This is a genomic window from Exiguobacterium sp. s157, from assembly GCF_018618205.1.
In the GTDB taxonomy this organism is placed as follows: Bacteria; Bacillota; Bacilli; order Exiguobacteriales; family Exiguobacteriaceae; genus Exiguobacterium; species Exiguobacterium chiriqhucha.
Window position 1 is genome coordinate 516,917 of sequence record NZ_JACSLQ010000002.1, and the last position, 23,880, is coordinate 540,796.

22 protein-coding genes are annotated in these 23,880 nt (G+C 53.6%); 17 read left to right on the top strand and 5 right to left on the bottom strand.

Annotation, left to right across the window (positions count from 1 at the left end; all coding sequences use genetic code 11):
- Positions 1-28: 28 nt before the first annotated feature.
- Positions 29-1,510: a SulP family inorganic anion transporter gene (locus KNP67_RS06425; RefSeq protein WP_029594923.1), complete on the bottom strand. Its 1,482-nt coding sequence runs from the start codon at positions 1,508-1,510 to the stop codon at positions 29-31.
- Between the two features lie 225 nt (positions 1,511-1,735).
- Between KNP67_RS06425 and KNP67_RS06430 the strand changes: the two genes are divergently transcribed.
- Genes KNP67_RS06430 through KNP67_RS06455 form a run of 6 tightly spaced genes read left to right on the top strand, consistent with a single transcriptional unit; the run spans position 1,736 to position 7,462 of the window.
- A complete protein-coding gene (locus tag KNP67_RS06430; protein ID WP_021066456.1) occupies positions 1,736-2,053 on the top strand; it encodes an ArsR/SmtB family transcription factor in 318 nt (105 codons plus the stop codon).
- 13 nt (positions 2,054-2,066) lie between these two features.
- A complete protein-coding gene (gene arsD / locus KNP67_RS06435) occupies positions 2,067-2,426 on the top strand; it encodes an arsenite efflux transporter metallochaperone ArsD (protein WP_029594925.1) in 360 nt (119 codons plus the stop codon).
- Between the two features lie 14 nt (positions 2,427-2,440).
- Complete coding sequence (arsA, locus tag KNP67_RS06440) at positions 2,441-4,198, top strand: arsenical pump-driving ATPase (RefSeq protein WP_035385731.1); 1,758 nt, start codon at positions 2,441-2,443, stop codon at positions 4,196-4,198.
- Positions 4,195-4,473 (top strand): Fe-S cluster assembly protein HesB, encoded by a 279-nt coding sequence (locus tag KNP67_RS06445; protein WP_029594927.1) that lies wholly within the window; start codon positions 4,195-4,197, stop codon positions 4,471-4,473. The genes arsA and KNP67_RS06445 overlap by 4 nt, the downstream gene beginning before the upstream one ends.
- Positions 4,474-4,503: 30 nt before the next feature.
- A complete protein-coding gene (locus tag KNP67_RS06450; RefSeq protein ID WP_131471873.1) occupies positions 4,504-5,790 on the top strand; it encodes an arsenic transporter in 1,287 nt (428 codons plus the stop codon).
- Between the two features lie 13 nt (positions 5,791-5,803).
- The gene (locus KNP67_RS06455; RefSeq protein ID WP_214756264.1) at positions 5,804-7,462 is read left to right on the top strand and encodes an FAD-dependent oxidoreductase; all 1,659 of its coding nucleotides are present in this window, start codon (positions 5,804-5,806) and stop codon (positions 7,460-7,462) included.
- Between the two features lie 182 nt (positions 7,463-7,644).
- Here the strand turns inward: KNP67_RS06455 and KNP67_RS06460 are convergent, their stop codons facing one another.
- A complete protein-coding gene (locus tag KNP67_RS06460; protein ID WP_214756265.1) occupies positions 7,645-8,775 on the bottom strand; it encodes a GGDEF domain-containing protein in 1,131 nt (376 codons plus the stop codon).
- A gap of 214 nt (positions 8,776-8,989) precedes the next feature.
- On the opposite strand from KNP67_RS06460, the gene pulA reads away from it, so the two are divergent.
- The 10 genes from pulA to KNP67_RS06510 all read left to right on the top strand — a co-directional run bounded on the left by pulA (position 8,990) and on the right by KNP67_RS06510 (position 18,898).
- The gene (gene pulA, locus KNP67_RS06465) at positions 8,990-11,911 is read left to right on the top strand and encodes a type I pullulanase (RefSeq protein WP_251130799.1); all 2,922 of its coding nucleotides are present in this window, start codon (positions 8,990-8,992) and stop codon (positions 11,909-11,911) included.
- A 225-nt stretch (positions 11,912-12,136) separates the two neighbouring features.
- Positions 12,137-12,592 carry a PAS domain-containing protein gene (locus KNP67_RS06470; protein ID WP_131471877.1) on the top strand — a complete coding sequence of 152 codons (456 nt, stop codon included), beginning with the start codon at positions 12,137-12,139 and terminating at the stop codon, positions 12,590-12,592.
- Positions 12,540-13,277 carry a PAS domain-containing protein gene (locus KNP67_RS06475; RefSeq protein WP_131471879.1) on the top strand — a complete coding sequence of 246 codons (738 nt, stop codon included), beginning with the start codon at positions 12,540-12,542 and terminating at the stop codon, positions 13,275-13,277. The genes KNP67_RS06470 and KNP67_RS06475 overlap by 53 nt, the downstream gene beginning before the upstream one ends.
- On the top strand, positions 13,274-13,894 hold the full coding sequence (locus tag KNP67_RS06480) for a GGDEF domain-containing protein (protein ID WP_131471882.1): 621 nt from the start codon (positions 13,274-13,276) through the stop codon (positions 13,892-13,894). The genes KNP67_RS06475 and KNP67_RS06480 overlap by 4 nt, the downstream gene beginning before the upstream one ends.
- A gap of 9 nt (positions 13,895-13,903) precedes the next feature.
- Complete coding sequence (locus KNP67_RS06485) at positions 13,904-14,959, top strand: EAL domain-containing protein (RefSeq protein WP_255569768.1); 1,056 nt, start codon at positions 13,904-13,906, stop codon at positions 14,957-14,959.
- Between the two features lie 102 nt (positions 14,960-15,061).
- The gene (locus KNP67_RS06490; protein WP_131471886.1) at positions 15,062-16,135 is read left to right on the top strand and encodes a nitric oxide synthase oxygenase; all 1,074 of its coding nucleotides are present in this window, start codon (positions 15,062-15,064) and stop codon (positions 16,133-16,135) included.
- An 18-nt stretch (positions 16,136-16,153) separates the two neighbouring features.
- On the top strand, positions 16,154-16,570 hold the full coding sequence (locus KNP67_RS06495; protein ID WP_241764573.1) for an RDD family protein: 417 nt from the start codon (positions 16,154-16,156) through the stop codon (positions 16,568-16,570).
- Between the two features lie 132 nt (positions 16,571-16,702).
- Positions 16,703-17,554: a DegV family protein gene (locus KNP67_RS06500; RefSeq protein WP_214756266.1), complete on the top strand. Its 852-nt coding sequence runs from the start codon at positions 16,703-16,705 to the stop codon at positions 17,552-17,554.
- A 20-nt stretch (positions 17,555-17,574) separates the two neighbouring features.
- Entirely contained in the window at positions 17,575-17,898 is a 324-nt protein-coding gene (locus tag KNP67_RS06505; protein WP_214756267.1) for a thioredoxin family protein, read from the top strand.
- 106 nt (positions 17,899-18,004) lie between these two features.
- On the top strand, positions 18,005-18,898 hold the full coding sequence (locus KNP67_RS06510) for a DUF5996 family protein (protein WP_214756268.1): 894 nt from the start codon (positions 18,005-18,007) through the stop codon (positions 18,896-18,898).
- 34 nt (positions 18,899-18,932) lie between these two features.
- On the opposite strand, the gene KNP67_RS06515 is transcribed toward KNP67_RS06510, so the two are convergent.
- The 3 genes from KNP67_RS06515 to KNP67_RS06525 all read right to left on the bottom strand — a co-directional run bounded on the left by KNP67_RS06515 (position 18,933) and on the right by KNP67_RS06525 (position 22,773).
- Entirely contained in the window at positions 18,933-19,661 is a 729-nt protein-coding gene (locus KNP67_RS06515) for a DUF4261 domain-containing protein (protein ID WP_241764574.1), read from the bottom strand.
- An 86-nt stretch (positions 19,662-19,747) separates the two neighbouring features.
- The gene (locus tag KNP67_RS06520; RefSeq protein ID WP_214756270.1) at positions 19,748-22,069 is read right to left on the bottom strand and encodes an ABC transporter permease; all 2,322 of its coding nucleotides are present in this window, start codon (positions 22,067-22,069) and stop codon (positions 19,748-19,750) included.
- Positions 22,070-22,074: 5 nt separating this feature from the next.
- Positions 22,075-22,773, bottom strand: a complete 699-nt coding sequence (locus tag KNP67_RS06525) for an ABC transporter ATP-binding protein (RefSeq protein WP_214756271.1) — start codon at positions 22,771-22,773, stop codon at positions 22,075-22,077.
- Between the two features lie 169 nt (positions 22,774-22,942).
- Here KNP67_RS06525 and KNP67_RS06530 point away from each other — a divergent pair, with 169 nt between their 5' ends.
- Positions 22,943-23,773, top strand: coding sequence for a DegV family protein (locus KNP67_RS06530; protein WP_021066472.1), 831 nt, complete (start codon positions 22,943-22,945; stop codon positions 23,771-23,773).
- Positions 23,774-23,880: the final 107 nt, after the last annotated feature.

The window sequence follows — 23,880 nt, forward strand, 5'->3', positions numbered from 1 at the left end:
GTGAATGTTCACTCCCGAAGAAATTGAATCAATGGCCGACGCTTGTTTCTTGTTGCTTCAAGTGCAGCGCGAGCGTATTGAGCAGTTTCTCTGAATCTTTGTTCAAGTTCAACAGTTCCGGCTCGATCCCGACTTCACGGTACTTGAAGACAACTTTATCGATGGCACCGATGGCCGAATCGTCCCATAGATGCGTGTTCGAGAAGTCGATTGTGACATGTTTGATCCCGGCTTCGGCGTCTTCGGTCACATCGAACTGATTGACGAACTCGGACGTCGAAGCGAAGAAGAGCTGACCGTTCACGACGTAGCGGGCACGGTCGGCGTCTACACTGCGGTCAAGTTCGACTTTCGAGATTTTTGCGGCGAACAGGATGGCTGCCGTCAAGATCCCGGCGAACACACCGAGTGACAAGTCGTGCGTGACGACCGTGACGAGCACCGTCACGAGCATGACGACCGTATCCGATTTTTGAGCGGTGCGCATCGCTTTGAGCGAGCCCCAGTCAAACGTCGCATACGAGACAAAGAACATGACACCGACAAGGGCGCCGACCGGGATGAGCATCAACACGTCACTCATCGTCATGATCATGATGAATAACGCGAGTCCGGCGACAAACGTCGACAGACGGCCGCGAGCACCGGACGAGACGTTGATGACCGATTGACCGATCATCGCACACCCTGGCATCCCACCGAAGAGACCGGCGATGATGTTGGCGATACCTTGTCCTTTTGATTCTCGGTTCTTGTTCGAATCCGTGCCCGTCATGTCATCGACGATTTGTGCCGTCAACAGCGACTCGATCAATCCGACGAAGGCGAGGGAGATCGAGTAGGGGAGGATGATCATCAACGTCTCAAACGTCAACGGGACGTTCGGGAATAAAAATTCCGGGAGCGTTGCTGAAATCGTACCCATGTCGCTAATGTTTTTCGTCTCGAGCCCGAGCGTGACCGCCAGAATCGTCATGACGACGATGGCGACGAGCGGTGCCGGGATGACTTTGTTGATGCGTGGGAACAAGAAGATGATGGCGAGCGATCCAATGACGAGCGCCCAGATAATCCAGCTTTCACCTTCAAAGTTCGTCAACTGTGCCTGGAAAATCAAAATCGCGAGCGCGTTGACGAAGCCGACCATGACGGCGCGCGGGATGAACTTCATCAAGCGGGCGATGCCGAAATAGCCGAGCGCGATTTGAATGATTCCTGCGAGAATCCCGGCAGCGAGTAAATACTGCAACCCGTAGTCGGCGACGAGCGAGACGATGACGAGCGCCATCGCCCCGGTCGCAGCCGAAATCATGGCCGGACGACCGCCGGCAATCGAGATGACCATCGCGATGATGAATGACGCGTATAACCCTACCATCGGATCGACGCCAGCGATGAGCGAGAACGCAATCGCCTCAGGGATGAGGGCGAGTGCGACGACGAAGCCGGCTAGGACGTCGGCCCGGACGTTGCCGAGCCAATCTTGTTTAATCGTATTCAATTTTTCCAAAAGAACACACCTCTCTATATATTTTTTGACTTTGATCTCCGAGTCTCACGAAGATCAAACGCCGCATTATATGAGAGAAGTCGTTCGACCGACACATGTTTTCACAACGTGTTCCATCATACCGAACTTTTTATGAGAAGACAATTGCTCCGCATGAGAAACTATGGTATTTTCATAACGTAAAGGTTATATAACGGATTTGTTATACAGAGAAGGAGAATGACGATGCATACGGTAGATGATTTAAGTAAAGTGCTCAAAGTACTCGCCGACCCGACCCGTTTGACGATGCTCAAACAAATGCAAGGCGGAGAGCAATGTGCCTGCAGTTTTGTTGATTGTTTTGACATCTCGCAGCCGGCCATCAGCCGCCACTTGAAGATGATGCGGCAAGCAGGGCTCCTGTTAGAGCGCCGCGACAAGCAATGGATTCACTATCGATTGAACGAGACGAGCCCATTCTACTCAATCGTCATCGATTTGCTCGACAAAATCGAGACGGTCGAGGCGAATTGTGACTGCGAAACGGACTGTGCGATTTAAGGAGGAGTCAACGATGAAACTTGAAGTATTCGAACCAGCCATGTGCTGCCCGACCGGACTTTGTGGTCCTTCAATCGATCCGGAGCTGACGCGGATTGCGACCATCCATTACGTATTAAAACAACGCGGCTTTGATGTGGCCCGTTATAATCTCGCCTCCGAGCCAAACCGATTCGTCGAGAACGTCCATGTTCAAGCTGAAATCGCGAACGGCCTTGAGACGCTCCCACTCACGGTCGTCGACGGTGCCGTCGTCAAACGAGGCGCTTACATGACGAACGAGGAGATTGCCGAGTTGACAGGACTCCCGGTCGAAGCGTTCGCGAAACAAGATGGCGAAAAGCCGAAAGTCCGCATCACGCTTAAAAAATAAGGAGGCGGGTCATGATGAATCGCTTTGATTTCACGACAATCGAACCAACGCGCTATGTGTTTTTGACCGGTAAAGGCGGTGTCGGCAAGACGTCGACCGCTTCGAGCCTCGCGTTGACGCTTGCTGACCGCGGTAAGCGAGTCTTGCTCGTCTCGACCGACCCTGCGAGCAACCTTCAGGACGTGTTCGAGATGGAGCTCGACGAGACACCACGCCTCGTCCCGGGAACCGGTCTGTTCATCGCGAACTTCGACCCGGAAGAGGCGGCGAAGCAGTACATGGAACGGATGGTCGGTCCTTATCGCGGTGTCCTTCCGGACGTGGCCATCCAGTCGATGGAAGAACAGCTGTCCGGCGCCTGTACGGTTGAGATCGCGGCGTTCGACCAGTTTACCGAGTTACTGACGTCTGAGTCGGCACGTGAGACATACGATCACGTCATCTTTGACACGGCACCGACTGGTCACACGCTACGGTTGTTGACGTTGCCAAGTGCGTGGGACGAATTTTTAGAGACGAATACGACCGGCGCGTCTTGCCTCGGTCCGCTCGCTGGTCTGGCCGACAAGCAACTGCAATACAAACGGGCTGTCGAGACGCTCACCGACGGCAGCGAGACGACATTGTTGCTCGTCGCCCGTCCCGAGACATCGACGCTCGTCGAGGCGGCGCGTGCCGCGATCGAGCTTCACGCGATTGGAATCGAACAGATGCAACTTGTCATCAACGGCGTCGTCGCATCAGACGAAGGGACGGACCGCTATACGAAACGGTTCATCGAGCGTCAACAACAAGCGCTCCACGAACTGCCGAAAGGCATCGCCGACCTCGAGACGTTCACGTTGCCATATGCGTACGAGAATCTCGTCGGTGTCCCGGCGCTCCGACGCTGGGTAAACGGGGAGACGGCCACCGTCCTAACTACAAGCTATGACACAAGTCATTATGGCTCGATCGACCGACTCGTCGATGAAATCGAGAGGGATGGACCGAGCGTCATCATGACGATGGGGAAAGGCGGGGTCGGCAAGACGACGCTCGCCTCGCTTGTCGCCGTTGCGCTCAGTGAGCGAGGGCACGCCGTCCATTTGACGACGACAGACCCGGCCGCACATGTGGCTTTCACAATCGGGTTGGATGTCCCGGGTACGTTCACCGTCGATGCGATCGACCCGAAAGTCGAAATCGAGAAGTACCGGATGGACGTGTTCGGGGAAGCGGGGGATATGAACGAGGAGCAGCGCATGATGCTCGAAGAGGACTTGCGCTCGCCATGCACCGAGGAGATTGCAGTCTTCCGCGCCTTCGCTGATCAAGTGGCGAAAGCGAAAGACCGCTTCGTCGTCATCGATACGGCGCCGACAGGTCATACGCTGCTTCTCTTGGATGCGACCGAGAGTTATCACCGCGAACTCGAACGATCGACAGGGGTCGTCCCGGAAGCGGTTCGCGACCTGTTACCAAAACTGCGCGATCCGAAACAGACGCACGTCATCATCACGACGCTACCTGAAGCGACACCGGTGTATGAAGCCGAACGGCTCGTCGCTGACTTGAAACGGGCCGAGATTCAACCGTTCGCCTGGGTCGTCAACCAATCGTTCACACCGCTCGATGTGACAAGCAAGCTGCTGACGGCGAAAGTTGCGAGCGAGACGCCATGGCTCGAACGGGTGAACGCCTATCCGCGTCCGACGTTACTCGCATGGCAAGAACAACTGCCGGTCGGTTATCCGGCACTGTCACAACTACTCAAGGAGGAAGTTACATGAAAATCACGAATGAAGCCATCGATTTTATGAAAGACGCACTGGTTGAAGAAGAAATCAAATCAGTCCGTATCTGTACGGAAGCCGGGTGCTGTGGACCGACGCTCGGTCTAGTCGTCGCGGCTCCGGAAGCGACGGATGCGGTCAAAGACTTCGACGGCCTCACGTTCGCCGTCGCGAACGACGCCGAAGCGATGGCGGAAAACGTTACGCTCGACGTCGAGTCGACAGAAGACGGCGTTAGCCTTGTGCTTCGCGGTCTGCAACAGACTTGCTAAAAAAATAGAGATTTATTGGAGGAACTCATTGTGCAGTGGATTGCTAGTATTATCTTTTTGGTCACGCTCTTCCTCATCATCAAGCAACCGAAAGGCCTTGGCATCGGTTACTCGGCGATGGGGATGGCGGTCATCGCCCTTCTCACCGGGGTCGTCAATTTAGATGACGTCGGTACTGTCTGGGGAATCATTTGGAACGCGACGTTCACGTTTATTGCAATCATCATCATCTCGCTCATTTTGGACGAGATTGGATTCTTTGAATGGGCTGCCTTACATATGGCCCGCATCGCCAAAGGCGGCGGCGTCAAGCTGTTCGTCTATATCACGTTGCTCGGTGCGCTCGTCGCGGCGTTGTTCGCGAATGACGGGGCGGCGCTCATCTTGACGCCGATTGTCCTCGCCATGGTGCGGGCACTCAAACTGCCGGATGCGGTCGTTTTGGCATACGTCATGGCGTCTGGGTTCATCGCTGATTCGGCGAGTCTGCCGTTCGTCGTCTCGAACCTCGTCAACATCGTCTCGGCCGATTTCTTCGGCATCGGTTTCGCCGAATATGCGGCACGGATGGTGTTCGTCAACGTCTTCGCCGTTACCGGAAGTTTACTTGTCTTGTATTTGTATTTCAAAAAGGACATTCCGAAGCAATATGATTTATCGAAACTCGTCGAGCCGGCCTCGGTCATCAAAGACCATAAAATGTTCCGCTTGTCGTGGGTCGTGCTCGCACTTCTCGTCATCGGATACTTCACGAGTGACATCGTCGGCATTCCGGTCTCGCTCGTCGCTGGGATTATCTCGTTGTTCTTCCTGATCATGGCGAACCGTTCACCGGCCGTGCCGACCCGGTCCGTTCTACGCGGGGCGCCATGGGCGATCGTCTTCTTCTCGCTCGGGATGTATATCGTCGTCTACGGTCTGCAAAACGCGGGACTGACGCAAGTGCTCGCCAACTTCATCGACTGGTTCGCCGTGAACGCCTTCAGCGCTACGTTCGGGATGGGCTTCTTGGCCGCCATCTTGTCATCGGTCATGAACAATATGCCGACCGTCATGATTGACGCGCTCGCCATCGATTTGACGAATACGACCGGTCAGATTCGGGAAGCACTCATCTATGCGAACGTCATCGGGTCCGATCTCGGTCCAAAAATCACACCGATTGGGTCACTCGCGACGTTGCTATGGCTCCACGTGCTCCGTACGAAAGGGCTTAAGATCGGTTGGGGTCAATACTTTAAAGTCGGGATCATCTTGACGATTCCAACGCTCGCCATCACGTTGCTTGGACTATATATCAGTCTACTACTTTACTAAGGAGTGTTTTTCTATGAAATTGGTCATCATCGGTTCAGTCGCCGCCGGTACATCGGTCGCGGCGAAAGCACGTCGTAACAACGAAGACGCACAGATTACGATTTACGACCGCGACTACGATATCTCGTACTCGGGTTGCGGCATTCCGTATTATGTTGGCGGTGAAGTCGAGTCGCGCGACGATTTGACGCCTCGCGATGCGGCATTCTTCAAGAAACGCTACAACATCGACGTCATGACACGTCATAACGTGATGGCAGTCGATGCCGACGCACAGACGATCACGGTCGAGAACCTTGAAACGGGTGAATCGTTCACGGACAGCTATGATTCGTTGGTCCTCGCGACAGGTGCCTCGAGCATCATCCCGCCGATTCCGGGTGTCGATTCGGACAACGTGTTCCCAATCCGTAACATTCAGAACGCGGAAGCGACACGTAACTTCGTCGATGCGACGAACCCGAAACATGCAACCATCATCGGCGCCGGGTTCATCGGTCTCGAGATGGCCGAGCAACTCAAACTGCGCGGCGTCGACGTCACCGTCATCGAGCGTTTCCCGCAAGTGATGCCACCACTCGATAAAGATATGGCTTGTCGCGTCGAGGACCACCTCGAGAAGAACGGGATCGAGCTCATGCTCGGTGAGACGGTGACGGAACTCGTCGGTGATGGTCATGTCGAACGCGTTGTCACGGAGAGTGGCAAGACAATTGATACGGACCTCGTTATCCTCTCGGTCGGTGTCCGTCCGAACACAGAACTCGCGAAATCGATCGGTGTCACAATCGGCGAGACGGGTGCGATTGCCATCAATGAGCGGATGGAGACGAACGTGAAGAACGTCTATGCGGCCGGCGATGTCGCCGAAAGTTTCTCGCTCGTCACGGGCAAACCGATTTGGCGTCCGCTCGGTTCGACGGCGAACAAGATGGGGCGTGCCCTCGGGGACCTCATCACAGGAGGCGACCTTGAACACCGTGGCATCCTCGGCACAGGCATCTTCAAAGTGTTTGGCCAAGCCGTCGCCCAGACCGGTCTATCGGAACGTGAGGCCCGCGAGCTCGGGTATGACGTCGAAGTGCTCCATAACACGAAGCCGGACAAGCCGGCTTATATGGGCGGGAAAGACTTGACGATTAAAGCAATCGGCGACCGGTCGACACGCCAATTGCTCGGCGTTCAAATCGTCGGGTTCGAAGGTGTCGACAAGCGCATCGACGTGTTCGTCACGGCTATCACGTTTAAGGCGAAAGTCGATGACTTGTTCCATCTCGACCTCGCGTACGCTCCGCCGTTCTCGACGACGAAAGACCCGGTCATGTACACGGGCATGGCGCTCGCGAACAGTATGAATCAATCGGCGCGACTCATCACACCGGGTGAGCTGCAGAAGCGGATCGATGCGGGTGAAGACATGCAGATTATCGATACGCGTAAAGCTTCGCAGTTCGAAAAAGCATGTGTCGACTGTGCGGTCAACATCCCGCTCGGTAACTTGCGTGATGCCGCCAAGGACATGGAAAAAGACAAGCCGACCGTCGTCTATTGCAACGGCGGGGTGACGGGGAACGCGGCTCAAAACGTGCTCCGCAACCTCGGTTTCACCGACGTTTACAACTTGTCAGGTGGGAATAAAAATTATCAACTCTTTAAAAAATACGGGAACTAACACAGACGGCGTCCGAGCCATTCGGACGCCGTTTTTTGGTATGCTGAGAAGTGAGGTGAACAGGATATTATCGGGTGTTGCATGAGAAGGACGAAGCGTTCAAGCTGAGCTATCGTTGGCACTTAGAGGCGTTAGAAGAATGGAAGAAACTATAATGAACCCCTGATGCCGCGCATCAGGGGTTAGTTCGCTTTCTTTTCGTTCCACTTGCCGAGTCGGTTGCGTCCGCTCCGTTTGGCGACATATAAGCCGACGTCGGCTTTTTTAATCAGTTGGCTCGACGTGGCGATTTTGGACTCTGACGTGCTGGCGATGCCGATGGAGACGGTGACGTCAATGAAGGATCCGTCCGGCAATAAGAACGGCGTTTCGGCGATTTGCCGCAAATAGCGTTTGCCAATGACGAACCCTTGCGACAACGTGCAGTCAGCCAATAAAACCGAGAATTCTTCGCCGCCGTTGCGGCAGACCATGTCATCGGTCCGGGCCGTCTTCGTCAACCGGTTGCCTAATTCGACCAAGATGGCATCACCGGCATCATGGCCGTACGTATCGTTAATCGATTTGAAATGATCGATGTCGAGGAAGAGCAAGGCGACGTCTTGCGTTCCATTGAACACTTCCTCGTCGACGCGCTTCATCTCTTCCTCGAAGCGGCGGCGATTGCCAAGTCCGGTCAACGAATCGGTGAAGGCCGCTTCTTTATATTTCGAGATGAGCCGTTCCGAGCGTTGGATTTTATGGATGCCCCCGTAGACGATATGGAGAAGGAATCCGGCCGAGTACCCGATGGTGATGAAGGCGAGGAGCGTCATCACATACGTTTCGATTTGATTATAATTGCTGACGTTTAACAGCGAGAACAACGAGATGAATCCGAGGCTGATCGCATTGACAATTCGGATGTCCCGCGCCGGTTTGATTCGTTCACGGAACCATAGGAAAGCGACAGCAATCGATGCGGCGAGCGTGTAGTCGAGAAACGTGATCAACAAAAGCGTCTCGCTCAAGATGAACGGCAAAACGAGAATGCTCGCGACATACGTGATCCGTACACCCGGCAGGCCGAAATAGAGCGCCGACATGATGATGGGGACAAACCCGTATTGAAAGTCGGCCTGCGCGTTCCACAACACGCCGTGCAGGGTGATCACAATCGATAGCCCGGCAAGTAAGAAGGAGATGGTGACTTGACGCCGGAGCGGGAGCTTCGTCGTCACGCCCAGCTTCGTGAGGCGCGAAATAATATAGAGACCGACCAGCAACAGACTGGCGTTGGCGATCAAGTTGTTAATGAGGTTCGTAAGTGACATATATTTAAAATTCCTCCTCTAACTTCTATATACAGTCCATTAATCCGAAAATGCAATTATTTTCGGAATGGAAAATAGCGGAGGTTTCCCAAGTGATGGCGCAAAGAGGAAGGCGTTAGGTGTTTGTCTAGAAAAACATTGAATTCCGAAAAGGAAACGTTTACAATTTTTGTGTAAGCGTTTTCCTAAAATCATGCTACAAGGAGGGACCCACATGGTCAACAAGCGATGGAAACAGGCATGGGCAGTTGTGCTAACGTTTGCACTAGTGTTCTCAATGTTTCCGATGTCATCGTCCGCTCTCGATAAAGGCAAGTCGACGCTCGTCGTCGTTCACTATCAAGAGGCCCCGGACAATCAAACGGATTGGAACTTATGGCTTTGGGCGAATAACCCAGATTATTTCCCGAATAAAGCCTTCGCCTTCAACGGCGAGGACGATTTCGGAAAGGTGGCGGCCTACGAATTCCCGGTCGATTCACCTGAAAAGCTCGGTCTCATCGTCCGTACGGACAACTGGGAGAAAGATAAAGGGTCGGAGAACGACCGCTTCATCACGAGCGATATGATCAAAGACGGCGTTGCCGAAGTATGGATCAAGTCAGGGGACTCGAAAATCTATACGTCGAACCCAGACGGGGAGACGGCAGCAACGGACGTGGATATGAAAGTTCATTACTTCCGTTACGACAATACATACACGGACTGGGGTCTTTGGACATGGCCAGACGGTGGCGACGGTCAAAACATCAACTTCGATGAGACGGACGCCTTCGGCGGTGTCGCGAACGTGAAGTTTGCCAACCCGGACGCGAAGAAACTCATCGGACTCGTCACGAAAAAAGGCGAATGGGCCGAAAAAGACGGCACAGACCGTTTCGCGCTCAGCACGGCGAAAGAGATTTGGCTCGTCGAAGGGGATTCGACGATTTACTATTCAGAACCAGAAATCGATCGTTCACCGAAAATCGTCTCATTCGAGGCGGACACGTTCCGTCAAGCGGAGCTCACGCTCAACCGCGTCATCGACAATAAGTTCTTGAGCGAATTGACGGTCGAAGGTGCGACCGTTGAATCGGTTGAGAAGTCAGGCGACAAGTCGGTCACCGTCCGTTTCAGTGCCGACATCGATTTGGCGGCGGTCATCACGGCGAAGCACCCGACGTTCGGAGATAAAGTACTCCAAGCGGGCGACGTCCTTCGGTCACCGGAGTTCGATGCGAAGTATGCCTATGACGGCAAACTCGGCGTGACTTACAAGCAGTCAAAATCACAATTCGTCCTTTGGGCCCCGACGGCACAAGACGTGAAGCTCGAACTATGGAACATGCCGAAAACGCGTCCAGCTTCAGATAAAGACTTGAAGAAGACGATCTCGATGAAGCGTGGCGAGCGCGGCACATGGGTCGCGGACGTCCGTGGCGATTTGGACGGCATCGGCTACACGTACAACGTCAAGCACGCGTCAGGCAGCGTCCGCGCGGTCGATCCGTACGCGACAGCAGTCGGTGTGAACGGGGACCAAGGGGTCGTCGTCGACTTGAACGAGACGAAACCGAAACGTTGGAACTCGATGAAGCCGAAATTGGCGAAACGGACAGACGCCATCATCTATGAGACGCACGTCCGCGACTTGTCGATTTTCGACGTCACGTCAGACAAGTACGATTCAGGGATTAAAAACAAAGGCAAATATCTCGGTGTCGTCGAGCCAGGCACACGCCTCCTCGTCAACGGCAAGAAGACAGCCACAAAGACTGGCCTCGACCATATGAAAGACCTCGGTGTCACACACGTCCAGTTCATTCCGGTGTACGACTATAACACGGCCTCGGTCGATGAGACGAAACCGGATGCATCATACAACTGGGGGTATGACCCGAAAAACTATAACGCGCCGGAAGGCTCGTATTCGACGAATCCATATGACGCAAAAGTCCGGATTCGTGAGATGAAACAAATGATTCAAGGGCTTCATGACAACAATTTGCGCGCCGTCATGGATGTCGTCTATAACCACATGTTCGATGCGCAAGCCTCGAACTTGCACAAAATCGTTCCAGGTTACTACTACCGCTACACAGAAGGCGGCGATTTCGCGAACGGAACGGGTGTCGGTAACGATACCGCTTCGGAACGCAAGATGATGCAGAAGCTCATCGTCGACTCGGTCGTCTATTGGGCGCAAGAGTACCATTGGGACGGGTTCCGTTTCGACCTCATGGGCATCCATGACGTCAAGACGATGAACCAAGTCCGTTCGGCGTTGAACAAAGTGGATCCATCTATCCTCGTCTTCGGCGAAGGTTGGGACCTCAGCACGCCGCTCGACCCGGCGAAGAAAGCGAACCAGAAGAACGCATACAAGATGCCAGGCGTCGCACACTTCAACGACAACATCCGCGACGGCTTGAAAGGCAGTGTCTTCATCGACACGGACAACGGCTTCATCAACGGGAAAGCCGGCCTTGAGAACCGCATCAAGACAGGCATCGTCGGTGAAATCGATTATAGCGCCGACATCAAAGGCTTCACGAAAGAACCGACGCAAGCGATCACGTACGTCGAAGCGCACGACAACCACACGCTCTGGGACAAGCTTGAACTCACGAACCCAGAAACGTCGGAAGCGGACCGTACGAAGATGCACCGTCTCGCGTCGAGCATCCTCTTGACGAGCCAAGGAACAACGTTCATTCATGCAGGTCAAGAGTTCATGCGCACGAAAGAAGGCGACCACAACTCGTACAAATCGCCGGACCGCATTAACCAAATGGACTGGAAACGGGCCGCCGACCGTAAGGCGGACGTCCAGTACATGAAGGGCTTAATCGAAATGCGTAAAGATAACCCAGGTCTCCGCATGACGAAGGCGGTTGACGTGAAGAAAAACTTGAAATTCTACAAAGCCGAAGCGAACGTCATCAGCTACTCGATTGATGACAAAGCACCTGGCCAGAAGAAAGACTTGTTCATCACGCACAACGCCAACGCTAAGACGGTTAAAGTGAAATTGCCGAGCGGGCAATGGAACCTCATCGTCGATGGGAAACAAGCGGGCACGAAGACGATTAAACGCGTCTCGGGCACGGTCGATGTACCGGCCTACGGATCGGTCGTCGTGAAACAACGTTAAACGGGAGACCACGGACTCAATTGAGCCGTGGTCTTTTATGATGCTTGAAATAATGACATTAATTTCAAAATATGTACAAAAGAGAGATTATTCCCCTTATTTTCAAAAGTAGAAGCCTCCTTGACGGGTTCCATCTTATATAATCAAAGTAATACGACATTCATGTGACGTTCGTCACACCGGGGAGTGGTGGAAATAGGCTTCTTCCGACAATGGAAGCATGCATTGGAATCAAACGTTGAACAAATGGAACGTGGAGAACGAATCAATATCGATCCGCTCCTGTTAGATCAGTATCCAGATGCCGTCTATGTACTCGATCGAGAGTTAAGGCTCGTCGACTCGAATGAAAAACTGTCGCTTCTTTTCAACGGGGAAGAAGAACGGTTCGTTCATCCGGCATCATGGTTGCCTCGTACAGAAAGTGAACGGGTCCAGACGTTCCATCAACGGTCGCTCCAAGGTGAAACCGTACATTATGAACTGCAAGCGCGTAATGCAGACGGTCGCTCGATTCATCTGTCGATTACGAACACGCCACTCTATACCGGACGGGTCATCACGGGCCTTTACGGGGTCGTCGAAGATTTGACGACACAGACGGAGTTGAGAGAACGTTACAATTCGGATGAAAGTGAGCCGATCGCTATTCGAGCGGATCCCTGGACTCATCTTGATTGAACTCGACCTTGAAGCGGACACGTTCTATCATTCTCCGCAAACCGGACAACTGCTTGGTTTGACGAAACGACAGCTCGCTGAGATGAAGCGGGAAGATTTTCGGAAATTGATTCATGAAGACGATCGGGGTACGTTCGCGGCGGCAATCGAAACGTTGCTTCAAGACACCGAACAATTTGAATACGAGACGCAACTTCGCGCTTTTAATCCGAAAGTGGAACAGTATTTGGAGTTGATTGTGAAAGTCGGTGTCTCGAAAGACCGAAAAGCCGTCACCTGGGCGATGTTTGATGTGACGAATTTCGTCACGGCCGAGGAAGAATTGACGAGAGAACGGTCGAAAGTAAGGCAGCTTTGCGAGATTGTCGACTCAGTCATTTTTGAGCGCTATTTTGAGTCAAAACAATTCAAGTTTTTGACGCCAGGATTCTCACTTATCTTTGGATATACGGAAGACCAATTCAACGCTCACCCGGATTACTGGCAAAAAGTTGTCGTCCCGGACGACATTCCGAAAGTCAAGCAGGCGCGGGAAGTGACACTGAACGGAAAACCATCGACGTTCTCGTATCGTATTTTCGCCAAAGGGAACATCAAGTGGATCGAAGAGAATCGGGAACCGATTTTTTCTGAGGGCGGAACGTCATCGGATTCCGGACGCTCGTCAAAGACATCACGCAGTTGAAAGAGCAACAAGAAGAGATTTGGCGTCTTGCCTCGCTCGATCCGATTACGAACATGCCGAATCGCGAGTCGATCACGGAGTCGGTATATCATTTGACTCGCAAGCGGGACCCGTTCACGCTATTCTCACTATCGTTCAACCGGATTGCCGAGATCAATCATACGTTCGGCTACGAACTTGGCGACGAGTGGCGTGTCGCGACGGTGAACCAATTGATTCGCCTATTACCGAAAGACGCCATGCTCGGGCATTTAGATGCGGATAACGTGCTCATCGTCTTGCCGCGACGCATGGAAGATCCCGAAGTGCTCGCGCTTGGGAAAAAGCTCGGCACGCTCTCGACCCATCGCTTCCGCGTTGACGTCTATGACTTATTCGCCCGCATTTCAATCGGGGTGAGCCGATATCCGGAAGACGGGGTGCAGGCGAGTGAGCTAATTAAACACGCCTATATTGCTATGAACCGAGCCGACAAGAAAATCGGGGCTCAACTTGAACTGTATTCCTCACAAATGGATATTGAGTCATTAAAGCGATATGAACTGCTGCGGGATATGCGTGGTGCGCTTCAAAAAAAAGAGTTTTATTTAATGTATCAACCGAAAGTGAACGCGTGAACCGGACAAATCGTCGGGGCCGAGGCACTCATGCGTTGGACGCATCCGACGTGGGGATCGATTTCACCAGCCGAGTTCATCCCGCTCGCCGAGGAGAGCAGCCTTCATCTCGAGCTGACGAATTGGCTGATTGAAGAAGTGTGCCACTATTTGATGACGCTCCCGAAAAAAGTGCCGATTTCAATCAACGTCTCAGCCAAATATTTATATCAAGAGCATTTCGAGCATGTGCTCGAGGACACGCTCGCCCGTCACCATATCCCCGCGAGCTATCTCGAGGTCGAAATCTCGGAGACATCGCTGTTAGAAGACGCCCAACAAATCACGCAAGCGTTCGAACGATTGAATGACCTCGGCATCCCAATCGCGTTCGACGATTCCGGGAAAGGCTACTCGTCGCTCGCGTACTTGCAGGCGTATAGCGCTCAGACGATTAAAATCGACCGGGTGTTCGCCCACAACGTTAACCAAAGCCGGAAGGCCCAAGGAATCATTCGCAGTCTACTCCTCATCGCCGAGGAGTTCGGGATGAATGTCGTCGTCGAGGGTGTCGAGATGATGGACGACCTGCTCCGTCTCCGCGAATTTGGCTGTCACGTCATTCAAGGATTTATTTTCAGCCGTCCGCTCAAAGAGTCAGAGTTCGAACAAGCACTCGAAGCTGGAACGCTGACGCCGATCGAAGAGTATGTCGAGACGCTACCGTCGTCGAGTCGATTGATTCATGCGGGCATCACCATCACGCGCTTGCGCAATCGAGACGTCGCGGTCGGCACATCACCAATCGTCATCATGCGTCGCGGCTTCAAGGCCATCGCCTTTTACGGGTCAATCCGCTTACCGGTTGATAGTGATCTCAGCCTCGTCATCTTGCTTGACGATGGAATGGCACCATTCCCGATTCAAGTGAAGCGTTTGACCGAGCTTGCCAATGGCCTCTATCAATATGAGGCGTCATATGAACAGACGGTTGAACTTGAAAAACGATTGACTGCCTTGGAAAGCGAAAAACCACGAGGCTTTACGATTCAAAAAGCGACAGACTTGATTGATCAGACAGACTGAAAGCGAGCCGATTGGCTCGCTTTTTCTGTACGCTAAAAGTAGAAACCCGTTATGATATTCTCTAAGATGAGAGGGACAGACTATATAGAGGAGATCGACAATATGGACATTCAGGTAGCCCGACACTTTTTCTCACAACTAGAAGGCGATCATTCGAAACGGCTACAGACGATTGCGGATGAGATTGAACGAACAGGATCGTATACGCTCACGACCGATGAGTTGACGGAAGGGGCAAAACTCGCCTGGCGCAACTCGAATCGATGTATCGGCCGTCTGTTTTGGCAGACGCTGAACGTTCGGGATGCCCGCGACGCAGAGACGTTCGACGACGTGTTCGAGGCGCTCGTCAGTCATTTACGGTATGCGACGAACGATGGCAAGATTCGCTCGACGATGACGGTGCTCCCGAATGAGTTTCGTTTGTTGAACGCGCAACTCATCCGGTACGCGGCGTATGAGACGGAGGACGGAATCATTGGCGACCCGCTATCCTTGACGATGACGCGACAGGCCGAACGACTCGGCTGGAGCGGGACCGGGACCGAGTTTGACGTCTTGCCGCTGTTGATTACGGATGGTCGTGAGGTCCGGCTCTATGAACTGCCAGACGATGTCGTGCTCGAAGTCGAGATTCGGCATGAGGCGTACGACTTGTTCAGCGGACGCACGATCAAGTGGCACGCCGTCCCGGCCATCGCGGATATGGAGCTTGAAATCGGTGGCCAGCGCTTCACATCAATCCCGTTCAACGGCTGGTATATGGAGACTGAGATTGGGGCGCGCAACTTGGCCGATACGGACCGCTATAATCTCTTGCCGCTCGTCGGCGCGTCGCTCGGTCTCGACACATCGAAAGAGCGGACGCTTTGGCGCGACCGGGCTCTCGTCGAATTGAACGTGGCTGTCTTGCAGTCGTTCGAGCGGGCCGGGGTGACGATTGTCGACCACCACACGGCGGCAAAACAGTTCAAACGGTTCGAGAAGAACGAACAGGACGCAGGGCGCGACGTGACCGGCCAATGGAGCTGGCTCATCCCGCCGCTGTCACCCGCCGCGACGCACGTGTTCCACCGCCATTATGATGACAAAATTGTGACGCCCAACTTGTTCGCGCGTTCGGGTTGTCCGTTTTCGGCGTTTCAAGCGAAGGCAAAAGAGGAATCTAAAGCCTAGAACCGAAACGAGAGGATGATGAACGTGGCAGTCCCAATTTGGAAACGTGCCGTTGCTAGTCAAATTGATCAACTCATTTTTCAAACCCCAGCGAAACTCGTCGAGAAGACGATTCGGCAAAAGTTGTTTCCTGGAAAAGAAGTGAAACGTTACTATTTGCCGACGCTCGTGACGATGGCCGGGGAAGTGTACTTCCTGCTCAACAAAAATGGCCAGACGATCGGTGACCAAGTCGTCGGGATTAAAGTCGTCAGTCAAGACGGTCGACCGCTCTCGCTCGAACAAGTCGTGAAGCGGACGTTGTATAAAGATGTCGTCTATCCGGCCACGCTCGGTCTCCCGTTGTTAAAAGCGTTGCAACAGATCAAGTCAGGCAAAGACATGGAATTGCCGCACGATGAGTTTGCCCATACAAAATTGATTTCGACACGATGAGTCGAAGCCGAAGACAGCGCGACGATGAGTCGGGCTGTCTTTTTCGTGCGAATCAGTCAGAAAGGAAGGATTTCGAAAAATAAGGTATAATGAGTTAGGAAAAAATTGAACGACCATTGGAGGATTTTTGTTATGACCAAAATCGCATGGATTACCGATAGTATGGCCAATTTCTCGAAAGAAGAGGCGGCCCGTCTCGGTGTCGATATCGTCCCGATTCAATTGATCGTCGACGGCAGCGGCTACAGCGAAGTGGACTTGTCGCTCGAAGACTTGCATCGCTATATGATCGACCAAAAGAAAGAAGCGAAGACGTCACAGCCGATCTTCGGTGACTTCATCGCCCGTTATGAACGTTTGAAAGAAGAAGGGTATGACTGCGCCATCGCCGTCCATTGCTCGAACGGCTTGAGCTCGACCGTGAAAAACTCGAGTGCGGCGGCCGAAGCGGCCGACTTCAAAGTGTACACGGTCGACTCGCACGCAGCGCTCGAGGAGCAGCAAGAACTCGTCCGTCTCGGTCTCGCCGCTGAGGCTGAAGGTAAGTCGGTCGAAGAAATCGTCGCCTTGCTCGAAGCGTGGCGTGACAAGAAAAACTTCTTCATGATCATCGGGAACATGGAAACGATGCGCCGCGGCGGTCGCGTCTCGTCTGGTGAGATGTTCCTTGCTAACATCTTGAACATCAAACCGATTATCACGCTCGATGAGACCGGAAAAGTCATCCCGTTCAAAAAAGCACGGTCGCTCAAAAAAGCGTACGCTGAGATGGTAACCGAGCTTGAACGCCGCCACGCCGCGAACGGGATTCACAACAACCGTGTCTTCGTCCAGACGGCACTCGCGCCGGAAATGCAAGACAATCTCGTCGCGCTCATCCAGGCGAAATTGCCAGATATTGAAGTCGTCAAGACGCGCTTCTGCCCATCGATCGCGGTCCACGCCGGCTTTGAGACGGTCGGGGTGCTTTGGCTCGACGCGTAATCAAAAAAGGAGGGAGTTCGATGGAAGCTGTCACCACGCTCACGGCGTTACACGACCGGATTGCGGACTCGGACCAATTGCTCGTCTACGTCTCGCATCCGACCTGTAGCGTCTGCCACTCGCTCAAACCGCAAGTCGAGGAGATGTTGACGGAGTTCCCCGATATCGAGGCGGTCGCCATCGATTCGGATCAGGTGCCGGAGATTGCCGGAGCCTACTCGATTTTCACCGTCCCGGTCGTCCTATTCTTCCTCGACGGAAGAGAGACACTCCGTCGGGCAAAGTTCGTCCCGATCGGCGAGCTGACGCATCAACTCGAACGTCTCCAAGAGATGCGCAGCTAAGTCCACAGACATACGTCTGTGGATTTTTTTGATTGTCGGAGCCGGACACGGGGAATCAGGAGAGTAGTTGCGTCACTTGTTCGAAAGAAGAAATGGGGAAACGCGAATGAATCTGATCCGCCACTCCGACTGGGCTGACACGAAGCTCACGCTGCATCTTTTGTCACAGATTCTAGGGAAACTAAAGGTTGCACTCGCCCCGCAAGAACCGCAATGGGCTCACGTCACATTGCCGCTCACCGTGACCGGGTTTACGACCGGGCCGCTCTGGAGCGGGGAGACGTTGTTCGAGGTGGACGTCGACGTTGCGGCTGGAATCATTACGGTGCACGTCGAGTCGAATCGAACGATGTTTCCGCTTGAGGACGGAAAATCGCTCAAAACGTATTACATGGAAATCATCGGTACGCTTCAAGCGTCCGGTGTTCGACTCGAGCTCAATCCGAAGACGCAGGAAATGCGAGAACTCAGATACTTGGACCGGGATGAGGCGCCGCTCGCTTACGATGCCGATGCCGCGCTGAAAGGGCTGCGTTTGTTCCAATATGCCGCACGGGAACAAGCGACGTTTCTCGCCCCGCTCCGATGCCGGAAAGTGAAACCGGCTTTGTTTTGGGGCACGTTCGACGTCTCGTCGATGATCGTCTACGGGAAGTCCGAGCCGTTCCCGGAAGACAAACTGATTGAGAAGGCGGCGTTCGATGAGCACATGATCGAGTTCGGGTTTTGGCTCGGGGATGCGTCCGTCGACGTGCCGATGTTCTTTATCTTGCCGTATCCGTTTCAATACACCGAGCTCGCCTCGGAACGGCTACAACCGACGGATGCCTACTATGACGCCAACATGAGCGAATGTTTTCTGTCGCTGGAGAAAGTAGACCGGTCAAGTGACATCCAAGCGTTCTTCCGGACATCGTTCGACCTATTGAGTGAACAGCTCGGATGGGAAGGGTGCGCGCATTATTTCTCGCCGCTCGATATGCCGCCGCAACCAAAATAAGGGCCCACAGACGAAAGTCTGTGAGCCTTTGTTTTTATTCTGCTGCGACTTGTGGCACGAGGTAAATCAAGCCGAACGGGTTATGGAGCAAGTTGTCGATTGACGTCCGCTCGTCTTCACCCATCTCGACCGTGAACGTCTTGCCGTCCTCGAACGTGAAGCTGTCTCCGTCTCCGAACATCGAACCACCCGAGATGAGGTGGAAGTTGAACGAGTGGACGACGTGAATCGCGTCTTCAATCTCGAGCGTGGCCGGTACGGCGACGTCGGCGTGACCGAACGCTTTCATGCCCCACGAGACGTAGGCGTCTTCTTCTTCCGTGATGGCCGTCAGAAGCGAGTAGTCGAGGGCGAGGTCTTCTTCTTTCGACTCCTGCCATTCGTCTTTCGAGTAGGCAACACCAGCCGTCTCGACCATGACGCCGAGGCCGCCGGCGTTCAAGATGGCGTTGGCTGCACGGCGCGCCGCCGCGATGTCTGACACGTCATTGACGTCAACAATCAAATAGACGATGTGCGTATGGCGGGCGAGCCCTTTCGCGATTTTCGGCGTGAAGCCACCTGAACTGGCGTGAATCATCGCCTCGGCGAGGGCAGGGTCGCGCTCGACGACTTCGACCGTGAATGCTTTCCCAGTCTCGTCTTCTAACAGCAATAGGCCTGCCATCGTGTAGCCTTCGCTATGTAAACTGATTTGTTCGCTGACTGCCTCGCCCGATGACCAGTTTCCTGGGATGGCGAGCAATACTTGTGTACGGTTCATAAGAATCATCCTCTTCTTCTAATAGTCAGGCCCCTCACAGGGAGAGGCCCGGTCTCTTCTCTTATTATGCCCTATTTGGCGACAAATTATTCTTGATATGTCTTCAATACTTCTTGTAACGGGATTTGATCGATTTTCCGACGACTGATGAACGTACTCGCGAAGAAGAGGAGCGTCACCGCGCCGAGCGTATACAGCACGTACACCCATTCAAATTCGAGCGGCAGGACGAGGCCGTAATCTTCTGCGAACACGACGATGATGACCCGCAAGATGAGGAGGGCGATCGGGATGCTGAGGAGCGCAGAGGCGAGCGCGTACATGAAATAGCTGTTCAAAATCATCGAACGGACCTCACGACGGTCATAGCCCATCACTTTCAACAGCGAGATGACGTAATAGTTTTTCTCGACCGTGAGCGCCGTCAAGACGAACAGGATACTGAAGGCGATCAATGCCGACCCGCCGATCATGACGTTCATCATCAAGTTCATATATTCATTGATGGACTGGGACTGCTCGATGAGGCCGCTCCGAGAGATGATGGTCGGATAGTCCGTCTCGTCCGGACGTTCGGTCGCGTAAATGCCGTTGAACAACTCGTCCGTCGTCCCGTCCGACAACTGTTCGCTGAGCGCCGCACGCGATAGATAGACCGTGTCCCCCATATACTCCTCCGCGATGCCTCTAATCGGATACGACAGCGTCTCGTCCTCGAGTTCGATCTTGAGGGTGTCCCCGGTCTCGAGTCCGAGCTTCAAGGCGAGCGAGGCGCTCACGATGACCTCGTCTGCGGCGGGCGTCAAGTCATTCCCATCTTCGTCTATAAGCCGATCGAGCGTGTTCGTCGCATCGAGCCCTTTCAACGTGACGAGCTTGTCTTCGACGAACGCGAACGGATAGGTGAGGAACGGTTCTTGTCCGTCACGAAGCGTAGGCTGCGTCGTCGTATACGCCTCATACGCATAGTCGGCCTCATTCAATTCCCCGACGGTCATCCGGTCGACGGCCCCGTTCATCATGAGGGCGAAGACGATGAGAAGGGTGGAGAACAGGATGCCGAGGAAGAAGATGATGAAACTGCCCGTGCTTTTGACGGCGTATAAATATTTGAACTTCGTCTTGCCGCGTGTGTTGCGGAGCATGCGGCTGACGATCCGACTGAGGCGGTTGAGCGATACGTTGTCGCGAGGTGACAACAAAGCGAGCGCGCTCTCACCCATGATTTTATAGATGACCGCCCCTGCGACGAGGGCGAAGAAGAAGAGCGGGGCGAAGACGGCCGTGAGAAAGACGAGCGGGCTTTGAGCGATGGTGATGGACGGCAATAGATAGAAATCGAGATACAGGTTTTTGAGCGGTTCGGCGAAATAGAGCCCGAGAAAGTAGCCGATGACGAGCATGATCGTCGCGAACACCAAGATGAGCACCAGATACGGTATGGCAATTTGGCGTCGGTTATACCCGATTGCTTTCAATAGACCGATTTGTCCGCGTTCTGCCTCGAGCATGTTCGAAATCAAGATGGCGACGATGATGACGGCGATGGAGACGATGAATAAGCTCAAGCCGAGCGCCATCGCTTTACCGGACGAGATTTCGCTATAGATCGCGCCGCTACGCATGATGTTCTCCGTCTCCATGACCGAGATGACGAACGGGAGCTCAATGTCCGTCACGACTGTCCCGTCGGTGGCACCAGCCAAACGGAACGATTCCGTGCCGGTCACTTCCTCGTAAGCGTTGTCCGTCATGAGGAGAAGCGTCTGCGTGCCCGGGTCGAGGTTAAAGTAATTTTCATCAAACAGCGGCAACGTATAGTCCGGGAACAGGACGAACCCGCTCACCGTGAACGGGCTGCCGAGGTCAATCGTGTCGCCGATGGCAATGTCATTCTTCTCGGCGTATTTCGCGTTGATGGCGACCTCGTCGTCTCGCACGGGGCGCTTGCCCGCTTCGAGATACGAGAGGTTGATGGCGTCCGCTTCTTTCAAGACGAGTCCGCGGTGCTCACTCGAGCCGAAGGGATAGTTAATCAGTTTTGAAGCACGCAGTTCGAGCGTCGCGTTGCCCATGTCACGCTCGACGGCATCGATCCGTGCCGTGACCAACGCATCGAACGCCGCCTCGTCGACACGCTGCAAGTCCGATAGTGTATATCGACCTGAGGCGATGAAGTCGGAGAGCGCAGGGGCGGTTGCTTCTTCCGCGGTGACGCGGTTGAGCATCTCGACGGCAAAGTCTTCTTGATTCGATGACGCAAGATATTCCTCGGTCGGGACCTCGATGCCGCTGATGCCATAAAACATCATCGTGTACGTGAGCGAGCTCATGACGATAATGACGGCGATGGCGAGAAGCTGCATCCATTTACCGGCGAGCGTCTTCCATACATTTTTATAAAGCATCTGTCTCACCCCCAGTGGATGTCACGAGCAGATCGTTTGATCGGGTTATGCGTCAGTTCAATAATTCGACCCGAGTTCATTTTGATGACGTCATCGGCCATCTCGCTGATGCCGGTGTTGTGCGTGATAACGACGACGGTCTTGTCATACTCCTTATTCAACCGTTCGAGCAGTTCAAGCACCCGTTTCGAGTTGTCCTCGTCGAGTGACCCGGTCGGTTCGTCACAGAAGACGATGGACGGATTTTTGGCGAGGCTGCGGGCGACCGAGACGCGCTGTTGTTCGCCACCGGACAGTTGGTACGGATACTTGTCGCGGGCGGCCGTCAGTCCGACCTGCTCAAGCAATTCATCGATTGGGAGTGGGTTGTCAGATAAATCGGCCCCGATTTGAATGTTTTCATAGACGGTCAGGTTTTGGAGCAGATTATACTGTTGAAAGATAAAGCCGAGATGGTCGCGCCGAAACGCGGTCATTTGTTCCGGGGACAACTTGGTCAGGACGGTATCACCGAACATGATTGTCCCGGACGTCACCGTGTCGAGTCCGCTGATGACGTTCAACAGCGTGCTCTTGCCGCTCCCGCTCGGTCCCAGGATCACGACGAACGCGCCGTCCTGAATCGTCAACTCGATGTCTTTAAGCGCCGCCGTCTCGACATCCCCGGTCTTATAGATTTTATTGACGTGCTCGATGTGAATCATGCCGATTCCTCCTTTGTCCGATGCTATCTTTTACCCGTTTCAGGCGCATTGTGGACGGGAATATGTGAAACTTCAAGGGAATTCGATTTTTGAAAAAATAGTGAAACCGCTTCACCTGTGATAAAATAATATTACCAGGTACTAATTTTGATTGAAGGAGAGCCCTAACATGAAAATTGCTTATATTACGGACAGCACCGTTGTCCTTCCAGATTCGATTCAGCACCACCCGGACATCCATATCGTCCCGCTCTACGTCGTCAAAGGGGATCAACCGTATAAAGATGGGGTCGAGGTCGATGCCAAGACCGTGTACGAATGGATTGATGCGGGCGAACGCGTCTCGACGAGCCAACCGGCCATCGGCGACTTCGTCACATTGTATGAAGGAATCAAAGATCAGTATGACATGGGCATCGCCGTCCACTTGTCATCCGACTTGAGCGGCACGTATTCGGCATCGGTCCAAGGCGCAGAGATCGCTGAGTTCAAATTGCTCGCGATTGACTCGCGGGCCGGGATCTATACGATGGGACTCATGCTCGAAGAGTTGATTGAACGTGTCGAACGCGGTGACGCGCTCGAGGACGTCGAAGCGTATATGAAACAACGTGTCGAGGATGTCCGCATCGAGTTGATTTTGCAAAACTTGACGCAGATGCAAAAGGGCGGACGTATCTCGAAGTCGAAAGCGCTCATCGGCAACATGTTGCAGTTGAAACCGGTGCTCCGTTTCGAAGACGGGCTCATCGTTCCATATCAGACGGTCCGGACGTATAAAAAAGCGCAAGCCCAGCTGTTCGAAGCACTCCGTCAAGCCATCGATTCGGGCGAGTGCACGGACGTCTCAATTTTCCACGGAAACGTGCCAGAGCTGGCCGAGTCGTGGAAACGTGAGCTCGGCGATAAAGCCAAGATTCGGGTCGACACGCTCGCACCGCTCCTCGGAGCACACACGGGGTCAGGCTCAATCGGCATCTCGTTTTTAAAAGCGAAGTGATGACAAGATCGTGACGAGAGTCACGGTCTTTTTTTCATTGTCAAAACTTTCAAACAACGGCTGGAATCTTCAACCAAGAACCTTCATACTGTGTAAGAATGATAACG

What these genes read in the sequence shown, in the direction of transcription:
- arsD (WP_029594925.1), top strand. Translation starts at nt 2,067, where the DNA reads ATGAAACTTGAAGTATTCGAACCAGCCATGTGCTGCCCGACCGGACTT.
- pulA (WP_251130799.1), top strand. Translation starts at nt 8,990, where the DNA reads ATGGTCAACAAGCGATGGAAACAGGCATGGGCAGTTGTGCTAACGTTT.
- KNP67_RS06510 (WP_214756268.1), top strand. Translation starts at nt 18,005, where the DNA reads ATGAATCTGATCCGCCACTCCGACTGGGCTGACACGAAGCTCACGCTG.
- KNP67_RS06520 (WP_214756270.1), bottom strand. Translation starts at nt 22,069, where the DNA reads ATGCTTTATAAAAATGTATGGAAGACGCTCGCCGGTAAATGGATGCAG.
- arsA (WP_035385731.1), top strand. Translation starts at nt 2,441, where the DNA reads ATGAATCGCTTTGATTTCACGACAATCGAACCAACGCGCTATGTGTTT.
- KNP67_RS06430 (WP_021066456.1), top strand. Translation starts at nt 1,736, where the DNA reads ATGCATACGGTAGATGATTTAAGTAAAGTGCTCAAAGTACTCGCCGAC.
- KNP67_RS06475 (WP_131471879.1), top strand. Translation starts at nt 12,540, where the DNA reads ATGAAAGTGAGCCGATCGCTATTCGAGCGGATCCCTGGACTCATCTTG.
- KNP67_RS06495 (WP_241764573.1), top strand. Translation starts at nt 16,154, where the DNA reads ATGAACGTGGCAGTCCCAATTTGGAAACGTGCCGTTGCTAGTCAAATT.
- KNP67_RS06525 (WP_214756271.1), bottom strand. Translation starts at nt 22,773, where the DNA reads ATGATTCACATCGAGCACGTCAATAAAATCTATAAGACCGGGGATGTC.
- KNP67_RS06455 (WP_214756264.1), top strand. Translation starts at nt 5,804, where the DNA reads ATGAAATTGGTCATCATCGGTTCAGTCGCCGCCGGTACATCGGTCGCG.
- KNP67_RS06445 (WP_029594927.1), top strand. Translation starts at nt 4,195, where the DNA reads ATGAAAATCACGAATGAAGCCATCGATTTTATGAAAGACGCACTGGTT.
- KNP67_RS06460 (WP_214756265.1), bottom strand. Translation starts at nt 8,775, where the DNA reads ATGTCACTTACGAACCTCATTAACAACTTGATCGCCAACGCCAGTCTG.
- KNP67_RS06505 (WP_214756267.1), top strand. Translation starts at nt 17,575, where the DNA reads ATGGAAGCTGTCACCACGCTCACGGCGTTACACGACCGGATTGCGGAC.
- KNP67_RS06515 (WP_241764574.1), bottom strand. Translation starts at nt 19,661, where the DNA reads ATGAACCGTACACAAGTATTGCTCGCCATCCCAGGAAACTGGTCATCG.
- KNP67_RS06530 (WP_021066472.1), top strand. Translation starts at nt 22,943, where the DNA reads ATGAAAATTGCTTATATTACGGACAGCACCGTTGTCCTTCCAGATTCG.
- KNP67_RS06500 (WP_214756266.1), top strand. Translation starts at nt 16,703, where the DNA reads ATGACCAAAATCGCATGGATTACCGATAGTATGGCCAATTTCTCGAAA.
- KNP67_RS06490 (WP_131471886.1), top strand. Translation starts at nt 15,062, where the DNA reads ATGGACATTCAGGTAGCCCGACACTTTTTCTCACAACTAGAAGGCGAT.